Below are 17,893 nucleotides of genomic sequence, written 5' to 3'. Positions count from 1 at the left end.
ATTGAAAGGACAGTTATGAGCGTCATGGGGGATAAGGTTCCGTATCCGCAAATGTCATCCAATGACATGATGGATTATTTGATTGAACGCCTTTTGTACCGGTTCAGGGACTCCGCAAAAAATCCTGAAATGGCCAAGCGTTTCGAGCTGGCTTACAAACAGCGCTTCAAAGCGAATATGATGCCTGAAGGCTCTGTTTACGTAGAAAACGTCTGCTTGCATGGCACCCCGGGCGTGGGCAAGACTTCTGTGGTTCGCGCTGCAGCCAAGGAAATTGCCAAGATGACCGGCATGAAGTTCGTACTGGATCCAGTCCCCCCATACAGGCCTGACCCTAACGATCTTCTGGTAACCACCCTGGAAATGAGTGGCGAGATCTCCAACATCATCATCGGCGGCATCCCCATTGCTGATCAGTTGGGCACCAACTCCCCAGTGAAATACATGAATAAATTGCCTCTGTACCAATTGGCCATTATTCCTGAAGCGACTGCGAGCGTACTTTTGCTGGATGACTTTGCTAATGCTGCCCCCATGGTGCAGAACAGTGCCCTTTCCATTGCGCTGGAAGGTCGTTTCCAGATGATGTCCCTGGGTAATGCCTACGTTGCACTGACGGCCAACCTGGGCGCCCTGGATAACTCTGATGTTTCCCCTTTGTCTGACCCGATGACCGCGCGTATTGGCCATTTCTACGTTGAAGACACGGTGCCAGATTTCGTGGATCGCATTAACGCAAAGCACACTGACTCCATCGGTGACGCTGGCATTTGCAGTTTCCTGATGCAAGACCGCTCCCTGTTCCTGCTGCCCACGGATAGTGAGCACCGTAGCAGCGTTAACGGCCTGCGCACGCCATTCCCCTGCCCTCGTACTTGGGAAAAGCTGATCAATGAGCTGCGCGTGTACCGCAACCGTATCAATGGCAGTGGGCTGGTCACGGCAGCATTACAGGCTGCTGGCAGCACAGATGCGCTGGAAGAAGTGGCAAAAAGTGGCTTCTCCCTGGGTCACATCATCAAGCTGTCGGAAGCGTATGTCGGTAAGCACGCTGCTACCAAGGTGGCCAATTACGTTTACGCCATGATGACTGGTGCTGAGCCTATCGTGAAAGAAGCGATTCGTGATGGCAAGTTCAATGAGGACCTGTTCAAGAACCGCTATAACGATGGCATTGACAGTGCTTCCCAAGATTTTGGCTATCAAGTTGCATTCTGTCTTTCTGCGCACGCATCTTCCTTCATCAGCGAAGAGAAAGGCAACAACCTGGATGAAGTCATTGGCAGGTTTGGCAAGGTGCTGGCTAACCTTGACGCACCAACGCGCTGCCTGGCGATGTCTGATTTTGGCTCCAGGCTCAAATTGGCCATGCCAGAGTGGGCGGTGAAGGATAGCACCGGCAAGCCGCTTTATATCGATGGTGACTACACTTCGAAGATCTGCAAGGTCATCTACGAAAATGGCAGGTATACAAAGCAGGAAGCTCAGGATATCTCCCACGCCTTCGTGAATGCCAACAGGCGTGATAGCTACTCGAGCAAGAAGACTGAACGCCCCGGCAGGATCGCGCCCTAACAAACTCTGAACGCAAGCAGTGCGTATTGGGGCTCCTAGTGAGCCCCTTTTTTATGCCTCCCACCAGCTATTTCATTTCTTACCAATCAAGATTTCATTTTTAGTCTACAAATTTCACTTTTAGCGATAGATATTTAAATTCTTGCCTACATTTTTCAATTGTAGTTTTTGGCGAACCTTGAAATTGGACGAACCTATGCTTATGTGGTATATTATTCGCATTCTTTTACTGGATTATCCCCCATGGGATTGTTTGCAGACTTAGTTGCCAATATGAGCGGACGCAAACGTCTGCTGCCCCGGGATGCCGCGCTGGTGCCAAAACATATCGAGAAAGTCATTGAGCGTCTGGAAGCTGATGGTGACCTTGAGGCTGCCGACACTATCCACTCTTTGGTCTGGCAGGCTGAAAAATACAGTAACCGCTGTGAAATGCCAACGCTATTGGCCCTGATTTCACTTCGGCTAACAGTGAGAAAGCCCTGGCGGAAATGCTGCAAGGAAAGTTGATTTCCGTGGACATTTCCACTGGTGAACATGACAGCGAAGCCAGAGTGTATGGGCGCGTCATAGAGTGCATGACCGTTGCTGGTGGCTCAGCCGAATTCACCATCCTTGCTGAGGTTGAACAAGCATGATCATGGAGCCCACCTCGACTGCCGTTTATGTCGGCAAGAAGGGCACGCCCCACTCCGCTGAAGAACTCGAATTGTTCTTGGCATACATGCGGGCGCACTCCTGGGATCCAGGTGAATGGGACAGCGAAAGTCAGTCGTTCACCGACCATGGCACCAGGATGTTATACGGCGTATTCCGCGACAGGGGCCAGATTGAGCGCCTTTCAGGCAATTTTAAGGACAGCCCCAAGCCTGAGGGTCGGACAACTGGCGTAAAGCTAACTGAGGCCATTACAACCGATATCCTGGCCACAGGTTATGCGGTTTCAGGGTACCTACTTCACAACCCAAGCACCAACAACTTTGTTTTGGTGAATGGGGATGCCAATCGCCTGCTCTGGAGCACAGAGGTCGACAAGCTGATGGGCACCACGCTATCCAACCAGAAGGACTCCTAGCATGACCGCTGCGCCTAAACCTGACCTGACCTACAAGCCTACTGATGACGGCTTATTCACGGCTTTTTATGCCAACACTGCCGCAGGCGAAAAGGCCTGGCGTGAAATGGCTGAGCAAACCGATGGCACTGGCAAGGTGTTTGTGCAACACACTGAATCCGTGATCTACCAGCTAGAGCAAGCAGGCTACATCGTAGCTAAGGTCAATAGCTTCAAGGATTCCATCTCTGATGCGGATCTCATGGCCGAGCTGTTTGGTGAAGATATGCCTTCCCTAGCTCCAAGCCGTAGCTCTCCTAAACCCTAACTGAAGGACTCATCATGAAAATTGCGGTCATCCAGAGAGAACTCCCCAAGCAGCCAGCGATTGGGGATGTCTGCGTCACTAAGAAGCATGGCACCCAATACCGCATACCGGTCATGTCGAATGGGCATCACGTGTTTTCCAATGGTCGCCGCAAGCTCCAATGGGTTGCAGCTGCAGACCTTCCAGAACGCTGGAAGCACCTGGCACAGCAGGCTGCGTAATGATGATCAACTGGATCGCAATTCTGAATAATCTTCTACAGGGCTTCACGAACGGCCTGGGCTTCATTGCCGCCGTCATGTTAGTTGTGTGGGTCGTCCAAACTTTGGCCAAGCGCAAGAAGCGCGCGGCTATGCTCGATAAGGGATAGAGAGCAATGGCATATAACGATTTCGCAGTACGCAGCCTGGCAAGATCCGTAGGTGTCTCGATAGACACTTCTGATGGCGGGGAGCGCTTTAATCTGGATGACGTAGTGGAACTGCTCAACAGTGCCGTTGCGAACGAAACCAAGGTGCTGCGTGAGCAGCTGAACAAAGCAGAAGGTGAAGTGCATGCGCAGGCTGAGAAGTGCATTTGCAATGGCAATCTTGCTACGATCGCAACTGAAGCCGAACCCTTCCTGAGTAAGGCCTGTGTTTACCGCGGCAAACCTCACACGTTCAATGGGGTAATGGTTGGGCAAAATGATTATTACTATGTTCTGACTAATCACGAAACAGGCATTACCACCTACCTTAGCTGTGTAGGTAATTTTGACAGTTGGGATGTGACCTTTCCAAACACCGAATCATCTACAAACATTCGCCCAGATGATTAATTGTCAAATTCAGTAATTAATACACATGTTCACTAGTCAACCCATCTCCCAACTCAAGTTGAATGTCTTTTCGGACATTACGAAGTTTATGAGAAAGATGAAGCTTTCTAAGCTGGAGGAAGGCGTTTTTTATGATGCCAATGGTGATATCTATTATACTGATCCCGGCTCAGGTTTTCATTACACCATTATGCTGAGTATTCATCGGATCTGTCTATCGGCCGGCTTGGGCTTCATGTATCACTTGATGGATGACCCTATTGCTGAACGCTTTGACCTTATGCAAGTTTATGGTCCAGTGAATACAGGCCAAGCCTCCATGGCTAGCATCAAATCAGCTGTGTCCAATATGCCCTTCCTACTTGGTCAATATTTTAATCTCAACTTTAAAGACCCAAATAGTTACAAGTATTCTCTGCATGCTGATAATTTGTTGAACATAACATCCGCAAATCATACTAAAGAAGTGCAGCTTCCTGAGACGAACTTTCTTGATTCTCCAGTTTTTGAAGTGCCTTTGGGTACTCGATATATTAGAACTTCGGAAAATCTGGCAATTGAGCTTGATGATCAATTGAGAGCCAAACGCGTAGCAGGCGTCCGCCAACATGACAAAAGCTGGAAGAATGTGGATACTGAGATGAAGATCAAAATAGTTGATCCCATCGTGGTTTCTGCTATTGAAGCTTCACCATTATTCTTATCACCGATCGATGTTGCTAATACAGATAACAGACCCATTACCTCAAATATTCTGAACACCGTTGATGATTTAGGTGGTAACCACCTAGTACATTATTTATTGATGCGGGGAAGTTGGAATAGCGCGCTGGATGTGATGCACAGGATGACACCCGAGCAACTGAAATATACAAATAGGTTCGGGGAGTCTCTACTTCACTCTCTTATTGGATCTTTGCAGCAAAGTGCGCAGTCAAAGTACACATCATCTACAAGCGTACGAGATATATTCAGACTACTTGTTCAGCATGGCGCACCGACCGTAACCCAAGATGTTCGCAAACTCCACTATACCGGATTGACAGGGAGCACTCGGACTGAGGTGGTTGAATTCCTACGGATGCTGGTAGCAGAAACAATAGCCACAGAAGCCCTATCAGTACCACTGGAGACCATCGCCCGCCGTCGTTCCATGTAAGGCATGCTCATGTTTACTCCCACCATCATAAAGCTTTAGTTTAGCCAGGTCGGCCATGGCCAACGTGGGCAAATGTAATATCGCAACCACGATCAACAATCTCAGTATTTAACACTCTCCCCTCAAAACAGAATTTCAGTGCATCCCAGGGCTTCTTTTGGCTTCTGGTGCAGGGATAATATCAAAGCCTGGCTGAAGCCAGTAGTTGAGTTTGGGATATCCATCCTGGCCAGTTTTACAGATTCCAGTGGCGCGCAGCCCATTGATACCAAAATATGCATTTAACTGTAGCCTGAGGCGTATCTCTGTTCCGGTACCATCATACTCATGGTCCAGGATGATCAAGTCATCCGGAACACCAAGATGCTTGCCGGCTGCCCAGGCCCAGGCCGTGGCCTCCGTGTCACCTGACTGCAAGGCAATACGCAGGGCTGGGTGATCATGTTCCAGATCCCGGTAGTGCTCAAACATCAACCTTTGCGCCCCAGAAACGTCTGTTTCGCAATGTGCCCGGGCATCCCCAGTCAGGATGGCCAGGTGGCCAGCTTCATGTAGTAGCGCGCTGGCGGATACGTTTCGATCGTAATAGATCACGCCGCCATGGATCTCAATGTGAGGGACAAAGCCATTGGCTACAGGTATTTCCCGGATATCCAGGCCAACCTGTTTTAGAAATTCAACCACGACATCCTGATAGGGTACGGTCATCATCGGGCTCTCAAGGGTAATTTTATTGATGCTTATATTATACTCCATGAGAGATATTATGCCTTCTAAAATGTTATAATACCGACTCTTAATTCCAGACTCGCCACTCCTATGGCGCCTCCAGAGTATGTAGAAAGCGACCCCACCCGCAGCGGAGAATTTAATTTTGTCGATACCCAATATTTCATTGATTGCCGACGCAAATCCAATCGTAATCAATTACGTGGCTGTTTTGCGTGCATTTATGCGTAGACACGGATTGAAGGAATTGATGGTCGGCAGGAATTTGTCGAGTAATGCTTTATTTATCCGTAAAACTAATGATGGTAAACCAGTTGACCTTAAGAGTTATAAGCCCATGGAGCGATCATTTAGGTTGGCACTAGACAATACTATCAGGTCATATGACCTGGAGTATGTGTATGAGGCAGAAAAAGAAGATAATATCGTTCCCAGCATTTATCCATTATATGGTTTAACCCATAAATTGTATGAATTTATTGGTAATGTCATCACGAATGATGAAAGATATTTAAAAAAATTCAACAACTGGCCGCTGACTTTCGATTGCGCCATTAAATGTACTGTAAGCACTGAAACAACAGAGATTTCAGTTTCCATTGACGATGTTAAGCTTGAGTTCAACATCGATATTTCTGATGACCCAATCTTAAGCAGCCCATCATATGGTCAATTTTCAGGTCCAACACTGATCAGAATTTTACCTGACCTTGTCGCCATGGTTTCGTGTGACGGTACTATTGAGCATCTTGTCGCCCATCGGAATGACTTCATGCAGTGGTTCACACCGGACGGCATGGTCACTGAGCAAGTAAAAGATAGCTATGATCAATTGCCATTGGTGCTATCCACTAAGTATTTGCCTTCTTACCATCATTCATTAGTACCTAGTATGTCGAATGAGGTACTTCAGCAGGCCGTGGATGCTGACGGCAATTCGGCTTTTATGGTGTATTTGATTCAGAATCAATTGGCCAATGCAATTAGCCTTGGCGCAAATGCAGTTGCAAGGCGTAATAACAAGGGTCATGGGCCAATCGAATGTTTGATTGCCGGCATCAACACTAGATCCGCCAATGGGTTTGATTTCAATTTTGAGAAGAATGGGCACCTAGTTTACCAAGTCATCAAGCATACCCTTTCACAAGGAATGGAATGGGCTGCGGACGTAAATACTTTCAAAAACACGCCAGAGGAATTCAGATTCTTAATTAATCATGTCCTCAGGATTCAACAAGGTGTAATCGCTAGCATCGCAGCTGACCAAATCGATGAACCATTGGTAGTAAAACCAAAGATTAGAATTTGAGATTCATCTGCCAGATCATTGGCAATCATGGGAAGTTTTAGTGCTTACACAAATGCGCATGGCAGTTATGCCCCGCCAGCACGTAAACCAAGGCCAAAACCAATGATTTTAACGCCGGGATGATCAAGTACGAGCCTGCCCCTGCCTTGCCGACAATTCAAAGGTGGAAGTTGAAAACGGTTATTTTGAGCTCTCAAGCATCGACGCTCTGATTGACATGGTGCGAGAGCAATTCAGGATGGAACCTGAATTGTTGGCCAATCAAGACAAAGCAACTGCGAATTTTATTCATCCAATGACTTTCTGCATCTATGCAGCGTCCGAAAAAGTGACTGCGTCCATTCACAGACAAAGCAGAGACCGGAGAATAGAGTGGGAGGTTCACAATAACGAATTCTTTGATCCGCCCAAAATCAAGGTGCCGGTTGGTACCAAGTAAATTAGTTTTGGGGATTCTTCATTAATGGATTTGGATGACAATGGATATATATCAGGGGTAGCCGTAGCCTGGGACTCTGAGAGGTCTTATTGCTCCCTGGATTCGAAGTTCGGGTTGATATCAACACCTGATTACCCAGATTGGTTTGCCTATCCGTTGGCCAGAAATCCAAGAATGGCCTCGTTGCTAACTCGCTCTGAAGTTGGGAAATATCTGGATGCAGGCTTTGGTAATGATCTTGACCTGGTAACTGGCTACACCCTGCTGGATTATTTACTATTCGGAAACAAAGTGATTCAAGCATGCCTAGTCATGGAGCGGTGCGAAGAGTCCATAGCAGCACCAGAAATCCAGAAGAAACTATGGGATCACTTCCTTCCAGTATGTTTGGACATTTTTCAAAACCCCAACCTAACCTCCCTGCGACCGTACGTTGAGGAAATCCTATATAGACTCTTGAGGCATGAGACGGGTAATTCAAATTTTGATCTTGCATGCCAGCACCTACTTAAGGCTAACGCGCCGAAATTTAATGATTATTTCATTCGGAGCGCCCAAGCAGCTCACGCCAGAATAGCTGGAGAAGTTCACACAGCCCATGCAGCTTCCAAGCCATCAAGAATGCGTATGTGATACAATATAAGCAGTTAGTGACCAGGAATATCACTCATGACTGCCCAGGCGATTGCAACCTCCAAAATTCATCATCTTGCTCTATTGGGCACTGCTACTGCAGTGCTTCAAAGTAGGCATCAGGGAGATGAGTTTGTCCACCAGCACCTCTTGGAAGGTGAATGGGAAACCGCAGCAGCCTTATTGCATGCCGGGTGGGATCCCCACCAGCTTAATGGCCATGATGAGACTTTGTGGTTTTCGCTCATTCGCGGCCTTGATAGCCAGTGCGCGCTGGGCGCCATTGCGCCAGGCTTGGAGCAAGACGGACATAGAGCTGATATCAAGGAAATCGTACACCTGCTGACCGATGCTGATGTTGACAGGGTTCACTCCAATTCCAGTGGGGCGACATTCTTAGTCGGCGCCTCAATGGCCGCCAGCCGGTATCTGGGAATCCTGATTGCTGAGGTTAGCCAAGACCTGGACAGTGCCAGGAAAGCTCGACCAGCCATGAAGGTGGTTGGTTGATGCGCTTCCCTACCCCAACCCCTATCAGTCGCCCTGTAGACTTATTGCACCACTTGCTCGCCAGCACAGGTGCTGTATCTGTCGAGTGCGCGTTCATTTTCTCTGCCCACATGGAATACGAATATTTCCGGGACAAGACTATGAAGGTCACCCTAATCTACCCTAATGGGGACAGGCGCGCGTGCGACATCGATACATACCTATGGCCTCAAGCATCAGATTATGTCATCACAAGGAACGCGGAAATCGAGTGTGAATTTGAAGAAATGACCTACTCTCGGGTCAATTCGTATCACCACACCGCCGTACCTGGAAGCCAAATATTGGCGGATTTAATTTGCAAGCTATTTTCTACCCACGCTGAGCTTGGCACGCAGCCCGTTTTAATGGGCGAGCTCAACTACAATCTGGATGGCAAATTATCGTACCGCTTCAACCCCAGATATTATTCACAAATCCAGCCATTACATAATCACGAAACCGGATATTGGCCCACAGCCTTACCCGCGACCAAGAAGATCATCGAAGCCCTGAAAAATCTTCCCGAAGTAAAATATTTGATTTGCAATACGCTGATCCCAATGTCAGCAAATATTTCGCTCCTGGATAGCCTCAATGTCAACAATTTAAATGGTAGGGAATCGCGGGCGGATTTAGGTTTATTCAAGTTTTTCGACGATATCAAGCCTGAAGATTTTGATATCGGGGAGCAGGACGCGCTCTATCAAGTGAATATTTCTTTGGTTCGATATGCGAATGGTGAAATCAAAGAATTCATCATCAAAGCGAACATGAGTGATCAGATCGATTTTGAAGGCGTTGTCTACTACCCACCCTCCAGCAATAATGTTGGAGGGCAGCCGATTCGTGTAGTGAGTGATGTAGTCGCGGCACTCAATGATAAAGGTCAGCCAGACCAACTATTGGGCATGATCCATGCAGGAAAGTGGCACAAATTCAGCCTCCAAGAAGGGCTTACACTAGCCTCTCAGGAAGAAATTGAACGCTGGTGGAATAGCCCATTCGTTCAGATCCCAATTGATTGCGCACTTACTGAGGACTTGGATGCCATCGACTATTACCTGGAAGCAGGATTGCTGGATGCACAGGATGACATTGGCAATACGCTCCTTCACAGCTTGTTGATTAAAGGAGATGTTGAAGGAACTATCGTGCTGCTTACCGATGATAGCCCAGATTTAAGCTTGAGGAATGACCAGGGCGAGACGGTCTGGCATGCCCTGGTTAGATGTCTTAAAGATGTTGCCGTAGGGAAAAATAAGCTTGATTTCATTGTTCAAAAATTGACCAGCCTGGAGGTTACTCAAGGCCTTCAAGGTCATTTGGAAGTCATCGAAAAGCTTGATCCAATTGATAGCGCACTTGTCCTTGAGTCGATACGTTCCGAGATGGCAAACAAGGTTGCTGGTGGGCATGAAGAATGCAAGCCTACCACCAGGACAATGAGGATTTAGCTCGATGATGCCATCCCCAATAGTTGGTATTTCGGGTAGCGCAATTTTGCTTCAAGCAATGCGCGAGCTCGGTGCTGATAGCGTAAAGATCTGTGTCAATAGAATTGGTGGAGAATCACTATCCTCCGCGGTGACCAAGGCTGAATTTATGCGCAAGGGTAAGCCTATGGATTTGGGCTACCGATTTTCGTGCATCTTGCCCAAGGACCGCTTTGTCCCACCAGGCATAGCCTTTAAGCACCAATATGTGCCAGAGGGATTGCTTGATTTGACCCAACACTTTGTCGCTGAATTGGTCAATCATGCAGATTGGCATACAGATTGGGATAAGGGGGACAATGGTTTCTCTGCGTATGGTGAAATTGTGCTTTCCCAAGATGGCATGTGCAAAGCCAAGCTGGATTTGCATTTCAAAAAAGCAATTAAAAATGTCTACCATTCCTCGATCCTGGATTACCAGGCATCAGATGTAGATCGTATAACACCTGGTTTAAGTGCCTTAGTTGACATGGTTATGGAGGAATGTCGGGATAAACAAGCATCAGATTTCAAGGTGGGTTTCCAAACAGGCTGGTTGAAGGGAGCTCGTAAAGGATTAGGAGAGCTTTTGGAGATACTGCCCACAACCCGTACTGACCAACGGGCACCAAAATTCGATGACATCCAGGATAAGCTCAATACATTTGATGCCGAATGGTTGAAGTTTGTACGCCCAGCGCGCTGGGGCCATAGTTCGATCGGGGTGAATGTTGGCATAGCCTTCACCTCCGACGACGCTTTCATTGATATCCATGTGCGCACCGCGATGGTGAAAACCAGGCAGCTCAGTATTGAGTTAACCGATACTCCCAAGAATTTCAATACTGGGCTATCGACTTGTCACCCTTCGGGATGGGTGAGGCCAAATCCAAACACCGTGATCAAGGTCGGTGTCACCGGGGATTTGGAAGAAATTGTGGCAATCCAGAAGGATGGGGATTGGCTTGGAATTGAGCCTGGCACCTGCAAGCTTCAGGTTAGACAGGATGTTGTCGACAGCATACAAAGCATTCCATATGACTTTATGCCGAGTGAGCTTAATTATGACCGAACTCCGTTTGACCAAGAATTGCAGCTCTTTTTGGAATTGGGTTCCATTGCTCGTAAGGATAGGCAGGGCAAGACACTGTTTCACCATATGCTAGAACACCAGGGCCTTGGCGAGCTGAAATATGTTCTTTCTAGTGGACAGGACCTGGGGTTTTTGGCTGAACATGTGCCTGAGCTTACGCCATTGCTGGTCAAATCAGCCTCTAGCTACTACTCATTGATGGAAGTCCTGGTAGATGCCTCTTATGAGGATCTCAGGGATCAGGTTACGGATATCCTTGCCGTCTTTGCGGACCAGGCCGGCTACGCCGCTTTAGAACAAGGGATGGCCCAAGCCATCATCAGCGCTGATCTAAACGACCGGGCCTTTGTCCGATCATTCCTTCCGTCAATCATGGGCGCACTTATTGCTCGACGGACAGCCATGCAAAATGAGGATGAGCGTACATCTTCCAATAGGCGGATGAGGCTTTAACGGCAGTATTGAATCCTGGGTTGATTGCTTATGTGGTACAATATAAGCATTATCAGTGGCGAATTTATTCATGTCTGCTACCCCAAATTCAATCCCGATTCATTACTCGCTGGGTGCTTTCCCGCGCTTTTCCCCATGGGGTGCAGCCAATGCTGCGACAGAGCATGATGCCTTAGGCATTGTGCGCACCTCGGCGGACTGGCAATTCCCCTTCAGCGCCGCCCACATGCAGATCTGTCCTCAGAATCGTGGCCAGGTGAATCCATATGTCATCAACCATCTACGCGAAGCTTTCCCAAACACCGTGTTTAGGCTGCATGCCAATGTGCACCTGCTTGATAAGCTCCGGATTATCGACCTCGATACCATCATGGAGGAAGGCGCGTATTTGGAAGCCCTCAAGGCTTGCCAGGCAGCTCTGGGGCATCCAATTTACTCTCTACATCCAGGATCCAGAAAAGGCAGGCCCATCTCCTGGCTAACAAACCAGGCTGCACGCCTGCAGGATCTCCTGGGCGCCAAGGTAGCGATCGAAGGTATGTATCCATCCAGGGAGCATTACTTCCTGTCCACCTGGCGCGAGTATGAGGCCCTATTTAAGGGCGATGCTTACTTCGCTCTGGACTTTTCCCACATCAAGATTCTAGGTGAGCGGAACGGTTACTTTGATCACAACCTGGTCAAGGAAATGCTGCAAAGCGGCAGATGCTTGGAAGTCCACCTATCCGAGAATGATGGGCAGCACGACCAGCACGTAGGTATCGATCGCCTGGACAATCAATTCTGGCTTGAATGGGTGCCATTCATTGGACCGGAAACCATCATCTTCTCAGAAGAGCACTATTCAACTTTCATGGAAAAAAGAGCCGTCATATGAGCCAACATTACTCAGATCTTCGTTTATTCATGGCCACGTATGGCGTGCAGCAAATAGATGTTGAATTTTCAGGCGCAGGTGACTCCGGGGACATCAATGATGTGACATTGATCATGAAGGATCCCTCCCTGGAGATTGATCAGCATTCAATCCATGTGCAGAGCCTAACAATGAGGGACTATACCCATGCCATGATTGATGCCGCTGTTGAAGGGAAAGTTGTAACCCATGATGCTTGCATTCAGAATTTGCACGATTTCCTGCTGGATGTGACTAATGAAATCATGAGTGATTGTGGCAGAGATGGTTATGAGAACGGTGATGGTGGCAGTGGGGTCATTACCATTACTCAAGACGTAGCCACCCTTGAATTTACAAGCAACCTTTATGACAACGTCGAAATTGCCGATCAAACTTTCAAGCTGCAGCTCCTAGAGACATCTTCTGATCCAAACGACCTGGTGGCTATCAGCCTATTCAATGATCTCAAAATTCTAATGGAGGCCAATGATCTGACCAAAGTCAACATCATAACCGGCATGGAATACAGTCATTTTGATGACCACCTGGGGAATGTCCAATCTATTATTGGTGAGAAAAATGATGGTACCAAGATCAGGGTGGAGCTGGATGCTGAAGTTGCTTCCATATTGGCAAATTACAATTTCGACTGGCTTGTAGAGCATGTCTCTATGAAAAATGAGTTCACTGGCGCCCAAATATTCGCAGAGCTCAGTGATTTTGATGACAACCCATCAATCAGGTTGACTGTACTTGCCTCTTTGGAAACCACAGAAGAAGCTGAACCTCAGTCTATCGACCTCATTGATGAAGGGCCAGGGCTCGTAAAAACCCTGCCTAAGCCAGATCAGCTTACAAGAACCGGCTTTAACACTGTGACCTGGCTAGATGCTGACAACCAGGTTCATATCTACGCATCCAAAGATAAAAATGGATCAACATGGTATATCCGCGACCAGGAAGGCAAGTTCCATGAAGCCCCGCCTGAAAAGGTTGAGGAATTCCTTGCCATGCCCTACCTGCCATCAGTAGAAGAATTTACCTTGGCGCTTTGCCACAAGTCATTTGGCTCCATTCAAGAACGATTGGATTTTGCGACCGAGCATTATGGCCATATGGCAGACATGACTGACTTCGCGGGCAATTCAACCATGATGAGCCTGCTATTCAATACTAGGTTCCAGATTGCTGCAGAGCAAATGCAGCTGCATCCCAATATGGGTCACATGAACAAAGTGAATGTAGCAGGCCAGAATATTTGGTTCTCCATGGGCAAGTGGCAGCCGAATTGGCATGGCAAAGATCATCCCTCGAAAGTGATAAGAACTTTGCTTCTCAACGATCTGTCGCCAGACGTACTGGATTCAAACGGCAAGCAGGTATTTGGGTATATGCCCCCCACAACTGGCAGTTCGCTGAGCGATTTGGCCAAAACTGTAAGCGCTGAAATAGCAGTTGAGGATATTCAGCACAGCCAGTCTCGCAGCTCAGGCCCAAGGATGTAATGATGGCAAAAAAACCGAATGCCCTGATGTTCATCATGCTCGACAAATTGGCCGAAGTTGGCGCTGATTCGTTGTTTATTTCCTATTCAGGTGGGGGCGACTCTGGCGAAATGACGGATTATTGGTTTGAAAAAGATGGTAAGCGCGTCATGGTTGATGCGTCTAACATACTCATGCTGGCACCTTCCAGCTATGACTACGTTACGCACCTTACGGAGAACTCGTTTGGCGGCACACACCCCGTTGACTATTCAGGAAGCCTTACCAATCTCTCCAGCTTCACCCATGACATTTATCGTGAATGCCTGAGAATTTTTGATATGCAAGGTTATGGTGACGGCAATGGTGGCAGCGGCACTTTCACGATCACCAGCAAGGGCATTGCGATGGATCTTGAAGAAGACAAGTATGAGACTGAACCTAATCTCCACTTGGTATTTTCCGGAACCCAGACACCAGATGGATTCAAACTAGCAGAGGCGCGCGCGCAGGCATTATTTGATGGTTTGAAAAATGCCATGATTCTGCATGGTGAAACTGAGATATTCCTCGAAACCGACTTCGATTCACATGAGTTTGAGGCCAATCTTGGAGCTTTCAGTTACCTAAAATGCTCACTTGGATTTGGCACCCCTGAATACACAGCATTACGCGAGGACCTTCTTCAGGTGTTGGCCAATGCTGATATGTCCTGGTTGGAATGTGATGTGGAGGACACTGCGGACTTTGGCTATTTAAGCGGAGCAAGCCTTGAGCTCATTATCAATAACTCAGGTGGCGATCTGTTTGAACTTACGATCTATGAAACGGTGAATGAGCCTGAGGTTACCCAAGACCAAATCAAATTTGGCAGGCTGAAGAAAATTGCCCTGCCTACAGATCCTTTGGTCATGAAAGGGCCGCTGGCTGCTTATCATGTAGGTAAAAACCCGATACCTCGGCTTGCCGCAATCAAGAGTGATAATCAGTGGATTGGTACTGATGGTGAGCCTATTGAGCCTGGCACTGAAATGCATGCGCGCCTGTTGGATGTGAAAGACAGCACAACAATGCCTGAATGCCTGGGCTTCCTGTCTCAAAACTCCAATAGCTACCATAATGCTGACCTTGCCCTTTCAGCATACATTGAGGCTAATGAGCCGGGTGTTGTTGATGAATTTGGCAATGGTCTAATTCAGGCTTTACTCAATAACCGCAAGGTTGCCTACGCTGTTAAGGCCTTCAACCAAGGTGCGGTGGTCACACCAGTAAACAACGCAGGACAAAACGTATGGTTTGGGCTGGCAGAAAACTTCAGGGGTGCTGAGTATGGGCATCTGCAACCAATAATGAAGCAAGCCATTCTCGATAAAATCCCGGTGGATGCCAGGGATCAATATGGCAGAACCTGTTTTGATTCAGTGAATCCGCTTTTGAAGCAAGATTTTGAACAGCTGATTCCCGCGCTGATTGCCGAGATTGCAGCTGAGCAAGCCCAAGATCAACAGGAGTTGCAACCTCGTAAAATGAGGATTTGAGTATTGCTGGCTTGGTTGCTTACAAGGTATATTAATTGCAGTTTTTACAGACTTCCGAGGTAAGCTATGGGCGTTAAAGCGGTCAAGCAACACTACAACATCAGGCATATCGTCCACATCAAAGAGGGCAAACTTTGTATTGGCAGCGGCTTCATCAATGACATGCTGATCTTCTCGCCAACCGGGAAGCTACTGAGGGAGTTTGACCACAACAGCGATGCCGAACTCACCAGGTACACTCGGGACATCACTGCTGATCCAGTATTGTTTACCACTTTGCTGCAGCAGGAGGATCAACACGACAGTCTCATCAGTGCCTATACATACACTGACGATGCGATTATTGAAGTCCAGTGCGTGCAGGTTGGTTGGCCGAACACTACCGTTGATGGCCTACTCATGTATGACAATACCTACTTCGAGAATAAACTTGATGCGGTCAAGAAGGCTAAAGCCAGCTACTTATACGGCCTGCAGTCCTATGAATCCACGAAAGCAGATCTGGAGAACAGATTGGCGACAGTTACTCGGCAACTCAGCGAGCTGAAGGCAAGTAAACAGCGACTGGATGCAGAATATCCGGATGTCATTGTGAGCATAGATTAACGCGGCCTTGCACCCCTACATCAGCCGCATTTCGATGCGGCTTTTTCACGCACCTCACACACGGAAACCTTGACAAATATCGCTTTTGTGGTATAATATACGCATCTTTTGACCACACGGATTCCCAGCCATGTCTACCGCTTTTGCCCCGAACAGTTTCGAGATAGATGAAGCGGCTCGCTTTGAGTTTTCCTGTGGCACAAAATTTGAAGACACTCGCGAAGGCGCAAAGATCATTGCCTTCCTTCGCCAGCTGGCCAACGACGAAAATAGAGCGCCCATCATGCCAATGAATGTTTCTATTGGCCGCAAGGAAGACATGAGCGCCAATGGCCGCATCCAGCTATTCCGCCAGGACGATGGCGATGTCTGCATAGAAATTATAGATGAAGAAGGCACCCGAGCTGGTATTGAATTCTGCACTTCCTTTGGCGGCGGTGGCCGCTCCCCTAAAACATTGGCTGCTCTCCTGAATTTGGGCCTGGCCATCATGGAAGACAATGAGCATGACAGTTCACGCCAAGCCTAGTCGTCCCGCTGACACCCACCAGCTTGCCCTGTTTACCGGGATCCTGGCTGCATATGCTGCCAACGATGATGCGCCGCTAGATAATAAGACCCTGTATCGCATGGCTGTAAAGCAAGCCGGCCTACCAGAGTCCGTCCTTGATGCCAGGGTCAGTATTGGGGGTTCCCACGGCCACAACTTGATGACCAGGAAAATACGCTGGTTCCAGCAGACCTTGAAGGCTGCAGGTGTGATCGAACGCATCCCTGGCAAACGTGGGCTTTGGAAGCTCACCCAGCCAAACAAGGACAAACTGAACCAGATTGACACCACACTCTCTGTCCTGGGGTTCTCCACCAGGCTCGGCGTGGCTATCCTGGGCTCCTGTGAGACGTTCTTCAAGCGAATTGATACGCCGGTTCACCTGGTGGTCACTTCGCCGCCCTACCCGCTTCAAAATTCGCGCGACTACGGCAACCCAAGTGAAGCTGAATTTGTTGACTGGATGTGCCGCATGCTGGAGCCAGTGGTTAAGAATCTGGTGCCCGGTGGCAGCATCTGCCTGAATATTTCCAATGACATCTTCATCAAGGGCCTACCTGCCAGGTCGCTCTATCGTGAACGCCTGATCCTTGCCCTGCACGATCGCTTGGGCTTGTACAAGATGGATGAGCTGATCTGGGAGTCGAATAAGGCGCCAGGGCCAGCCATCTGGGCCAGCAAGACGCGTACTCAGCTCAATGTTGCCTATGAGCCGGTGTATTGGCTGACCAATGACCCAAGCCTGGTTGCCTCTGACAACAGGCGCGTGTTGCAGCCTCATAGCAAAGAGCACCAGAAATTCATTGCCGCTGGTGGCCAGAAGCACCGCTATGAAAGCAGCAATGGTGCCTATGTTCACCTGCCAGGCAGCTATAGCGCTGAAACCAAGGGCAAGATTCCTCGCAATGTGATCAAGATTGGCAATGCGGACTTTAGCCAGCGCGCCTACAAGCGCATGGCTATTGCCAATGGCTTACCCGCTCATGGTGCCCCAATGCCATTGAAGCTGGCCAAATTCCTGATTGAGTTCCTGACTAAACCAGGGGAAGTGGTTGTAGATCCGTTCGGCGGATCATTCACCACACCACTGGCTGCCGAGCTGCTGGGCCGCGCATGGATGGCGACCGAGCTGGTTGCCGAATATGTGCTTGGTGGCGCCCTTCGGTTCAAGGAATTCATGGGATACCAAAACCACCTCAAATACGCTGCCTGAAAGGAAACA

At 48.4% G+C, this 17,893-nt stretch carries 20 protein-coding genes; 19 read left to right on the top strand and 1 reads right to left on the bottom strand.

The genetic code is table 11. The features are described 5' to 3' along the window. Positions 1 to 15: 15 nt before the first annotated feature. The 8 genes from ACKF11_RS13375 to ACKF11_RS13340 all read left to right on the top strand — a co-directional run bounded on the left by ACKF11_RS13375 (position 16) and on the right by ACKF11_RS13340 (position 4,936). Positions 16 to 1,575, top strand: coding sequence for an AAA family ATPase (locus ACKF11_RS13375; protein WP_407997466.1), 1,560 nt, complete (start codon positions 16 to 18; stop codon positions 1,573 to 1,575). 243 nt (positions 1,576 to 1,818) lie between these two features. Continuing rightward, positions 1,819 to 2,085, top strand: a complete 267-nt coding sequence (locus ACKF11_RS13370; RefSeq protein WP_407997465.1) for a hypothetical protein — start codon at positions 1,819 to 1,821, stop codon at positions 2,083 to 2,085. 124 nt (positions 2,086 to 2,209) lie between these two features. Beyond that, complete coding sequence (locus tag ACKF11_RS13365) at positions 2,210 to 2,650, top strand: hypothetical protein (protein WP_407997464.1); 441 nt, start codon at positions 2,210 to 2,212, stop codon at positions 2,648 to 2,650. Between the two features lies 1 nt (position 2,651). Beyond that, a complete protein-coding gene (locus ACKF11_RS13360; RefSeq protein ID WP_407997463.1) occupies positions 2,652 to 2,957 on the top strand; it encodes a hypothetical protein in 306 nt (101 codons plus the stop codon). Between the two features lie 14 nt (positions 2,958 to 2,971). Next, positions 2,972 to 3,178 (top strand): hypothetical protein, encoded by a 207-nt coding sequence (locus ACKF11_RS13355; protein ID WP_407997462.1) that lies wholly within the window; start codon positions 2,972 to 2,974, stop codon positions 3,176 to 3,178. Beyond that, entirely contained in the window at positions 3,178 to 3,327 is a 150-nt protein-coding gene (locus ACKF11_RS13350; RefSeq protein ID WP_407997461.1) for a hypothetical protein, read from the top strand. The genes ACKF11_RS13355 and ACKF11_RS13350 overlap by 1 nt, the downstream gene beginning before the upstream one ends. A 6-nt stretch (positions 3,328 to 3,333) precedes the next feature. Next, complete coding sequence (locus tag ACKF11_RS13345; protein WP_407997460.1) at positions 3,334 to 3,777, top strand: hypothetical protein; 444 nt, start codon at positions 3,334 to 3,336, stop codon at positions 3,775 to 3,777. A gap of 97 nt (positions 3,778 to 3,874) precedes the next feature. Beyond that, positions 3,875 to 4,936 (top strand): hypothetical protein, encoded by a 1,062-nt coding sequence (locus ACKF11_RS13340; protein ID WP_407997459.1) that lies wholly within the window; start codon positions 3,875 to 3,877, stop codon positions 4,934 to 4,936. 135 nt (positions 4,937 to 5,071) lie between these two features. Here the strand turns inward: ACKF11_RS13340 and ACKF11_RS13335 are convergent, their stop codons facing one another. Continuing rightward, the gene (locus tag ACKF11_RS13335; protein WP_407997458.1) at positions 5,072 to 5,647 is read right to left on the bottom strand and encodes a hypothetical protein; all 576 of its coding nucleotides are present in this window, start codon (positions 5,645 to 5,647) and stop codon (positions 5,072 to 5,074) included. Between the two features lie 163 nt (positions 5,648 to 5,810). Between ACKF11_RS13335 and ACKF11_RS13330 the strand changes: the two genes are divergently transcribed. The 11 genes from ACKF11_RS13330 to ACKF11_RS13280 all read left to right on the top strand — a co-directional run bounded on the left by ACKF11_RS13330 (position 5,811) and on the right by ACKF11_RS13280 (position 17,884). Further along, positions 5,811 to 6,974, top strand: a complete 1,164-nt coding sequence (locus ACKF11_RS13330) for a hypothetical protein (RefSeq protein WP_407997457.1) — start codon at positions 5,811 to 5,813, stop codon at positions 6,972 to 6,974. Between the two features lie 463 nt (positions 6,975 to 7,437). Next, positions 7,438 to 8,046, top strand: coding sequence for a hypothetical protein (locus ACKF11_RS13325; protein ID WP_407997456.1), 609 nt, complete (start codon positions 7,438 to 7,440; stop codon positions 8,044 to 8,046). A 36-nt stretch (positions 8,047 to 8,082) separates the two neighbouring features. Continuing rightward, positions 8,083 to 8,556, top strand: coding sequence for a hypothetical protein (locus ACKF11_RS13320; protein WP_407997455.1), 474 nt, complete (start codon positions 8,083 to 8,085; stop codon positions 8,554 to 8,556). After that, entirely contained in the window at positions 8,556 to 10,031 is a 1,476-nt protein-coding gene (locus ACKF11_RS13315; protein ID WP_407997454.1) for an ankyrin repeat domain-containing protein, read from the top strand. The genes ACKF11_RS13320 and ACKF11_RS13315 overlap by 1 nt, the downstream gene beginning before the upstream one ends. A gap of 4 nt (positions 10,032 to 10,035) precedes the next feature. Continuing rightward, entirely contained in the window at positions 10,036 to 11,595 is a 1,560-nt protein-coding gene (locus tag ACKF11_RS13310; RefSeq protein WP_407997453.1) for a hypothetical protein, read from the top strand. 70 nt (positions 11,596 to 11,665) lie between these two features. Then, the gene (locus ACKF11_RS13305) at positions 11,666 to 12,472 is read left to right on the top strand and encodes a hypothetical protein (protein ID WP_407997452.1); all 807 of its coding nucleotides are present in this window, start codon (positions 11,666 to 11,668) and stop codon (positions 12,470 to 12,472) included. Beyond that, complete coding sequence (locus ACKF11_RS13300; RefSeq protein WP_407997451.1) at positions 12,469 to 13,998, top strand: DUF6878 family protein; 1,530 nt, start codon at positions 12,469 to 12,471, stop codon at positions 13,996 to 13,998. The genes ACKF11_RS13305 and ACKF11_RS13300 overlap by 4 nt, the downstream gene beginning before the upstream one ends. Then, entirely contained in the window at positions 13,998 to 15,515 is a 1,518-nt protein-coding gene (locus ACKF11_RS13295; RefSeq protein ID WP_407997450.1) for a hypothetical protein, read from the top strand. The genes ACKF11_RS13300 and ACKF11_RS13295 overlap by 1 nt, the downstream gene beginning before the upstream one ends. Before the next feature lie 66 nt (positions 15,516 to 15,581). Next, positions 15,582 to 16,121, top strand: coding sequence for a hypothetical protein (locus ACKF11_RS13290; protein ID WP_407997449.1), 540 nt, complete (start codon positions 15,582 to 15,584; stop codon positions 16,119 to 16,121). Between the two features lie 130 nt (positions 16,122 to 16,251). Beyond that, positions 16,252 to 16,650 (top strand): hypothetical protein, encoded by a 399-nt coding sequence (locus ACKF11_RS13285; RefSeq protein WP_407997448.1) that lies wholly within the window; start codon positions 16,252 to 16,254, stop codon positions 16,648 to 16,650. Further along, positions 16,622 to 17,884 carry a DNA methyltransferase gene (locus ACKF11_RS13280; RefSeq protein WP_407997447.1) on the top strand — a complete coding sequence of 421 codons (1,263 nt, stop codon included), beginning with the start codon at positions 16,622 to 16,624 and terminating at the stop codon, positions 17,882 to 17,884. The genes ACKF11_RS13285 and ACKF11_RS13280 overlap by 29 nt, the downstream gene beginning before the upstream one ends. Positions 17,885 to 17,893 lie beyond the last annotated feature (9 nt).

Origin of the sequence: Methylobacillus draconifructus (assembly GCF_045984385.1) — a bacterium.
GTDB classification, from domain to species: Bacteria; Pseudomonadota; Gammaproteobacteria; order Burkholderiales; family Methylophilaceae; genus Methylobacillus; species Methylobacillus flagellatus_A.
This window is presented reverse-complemented; position numbering and strand designations above follow the sequence as displayed.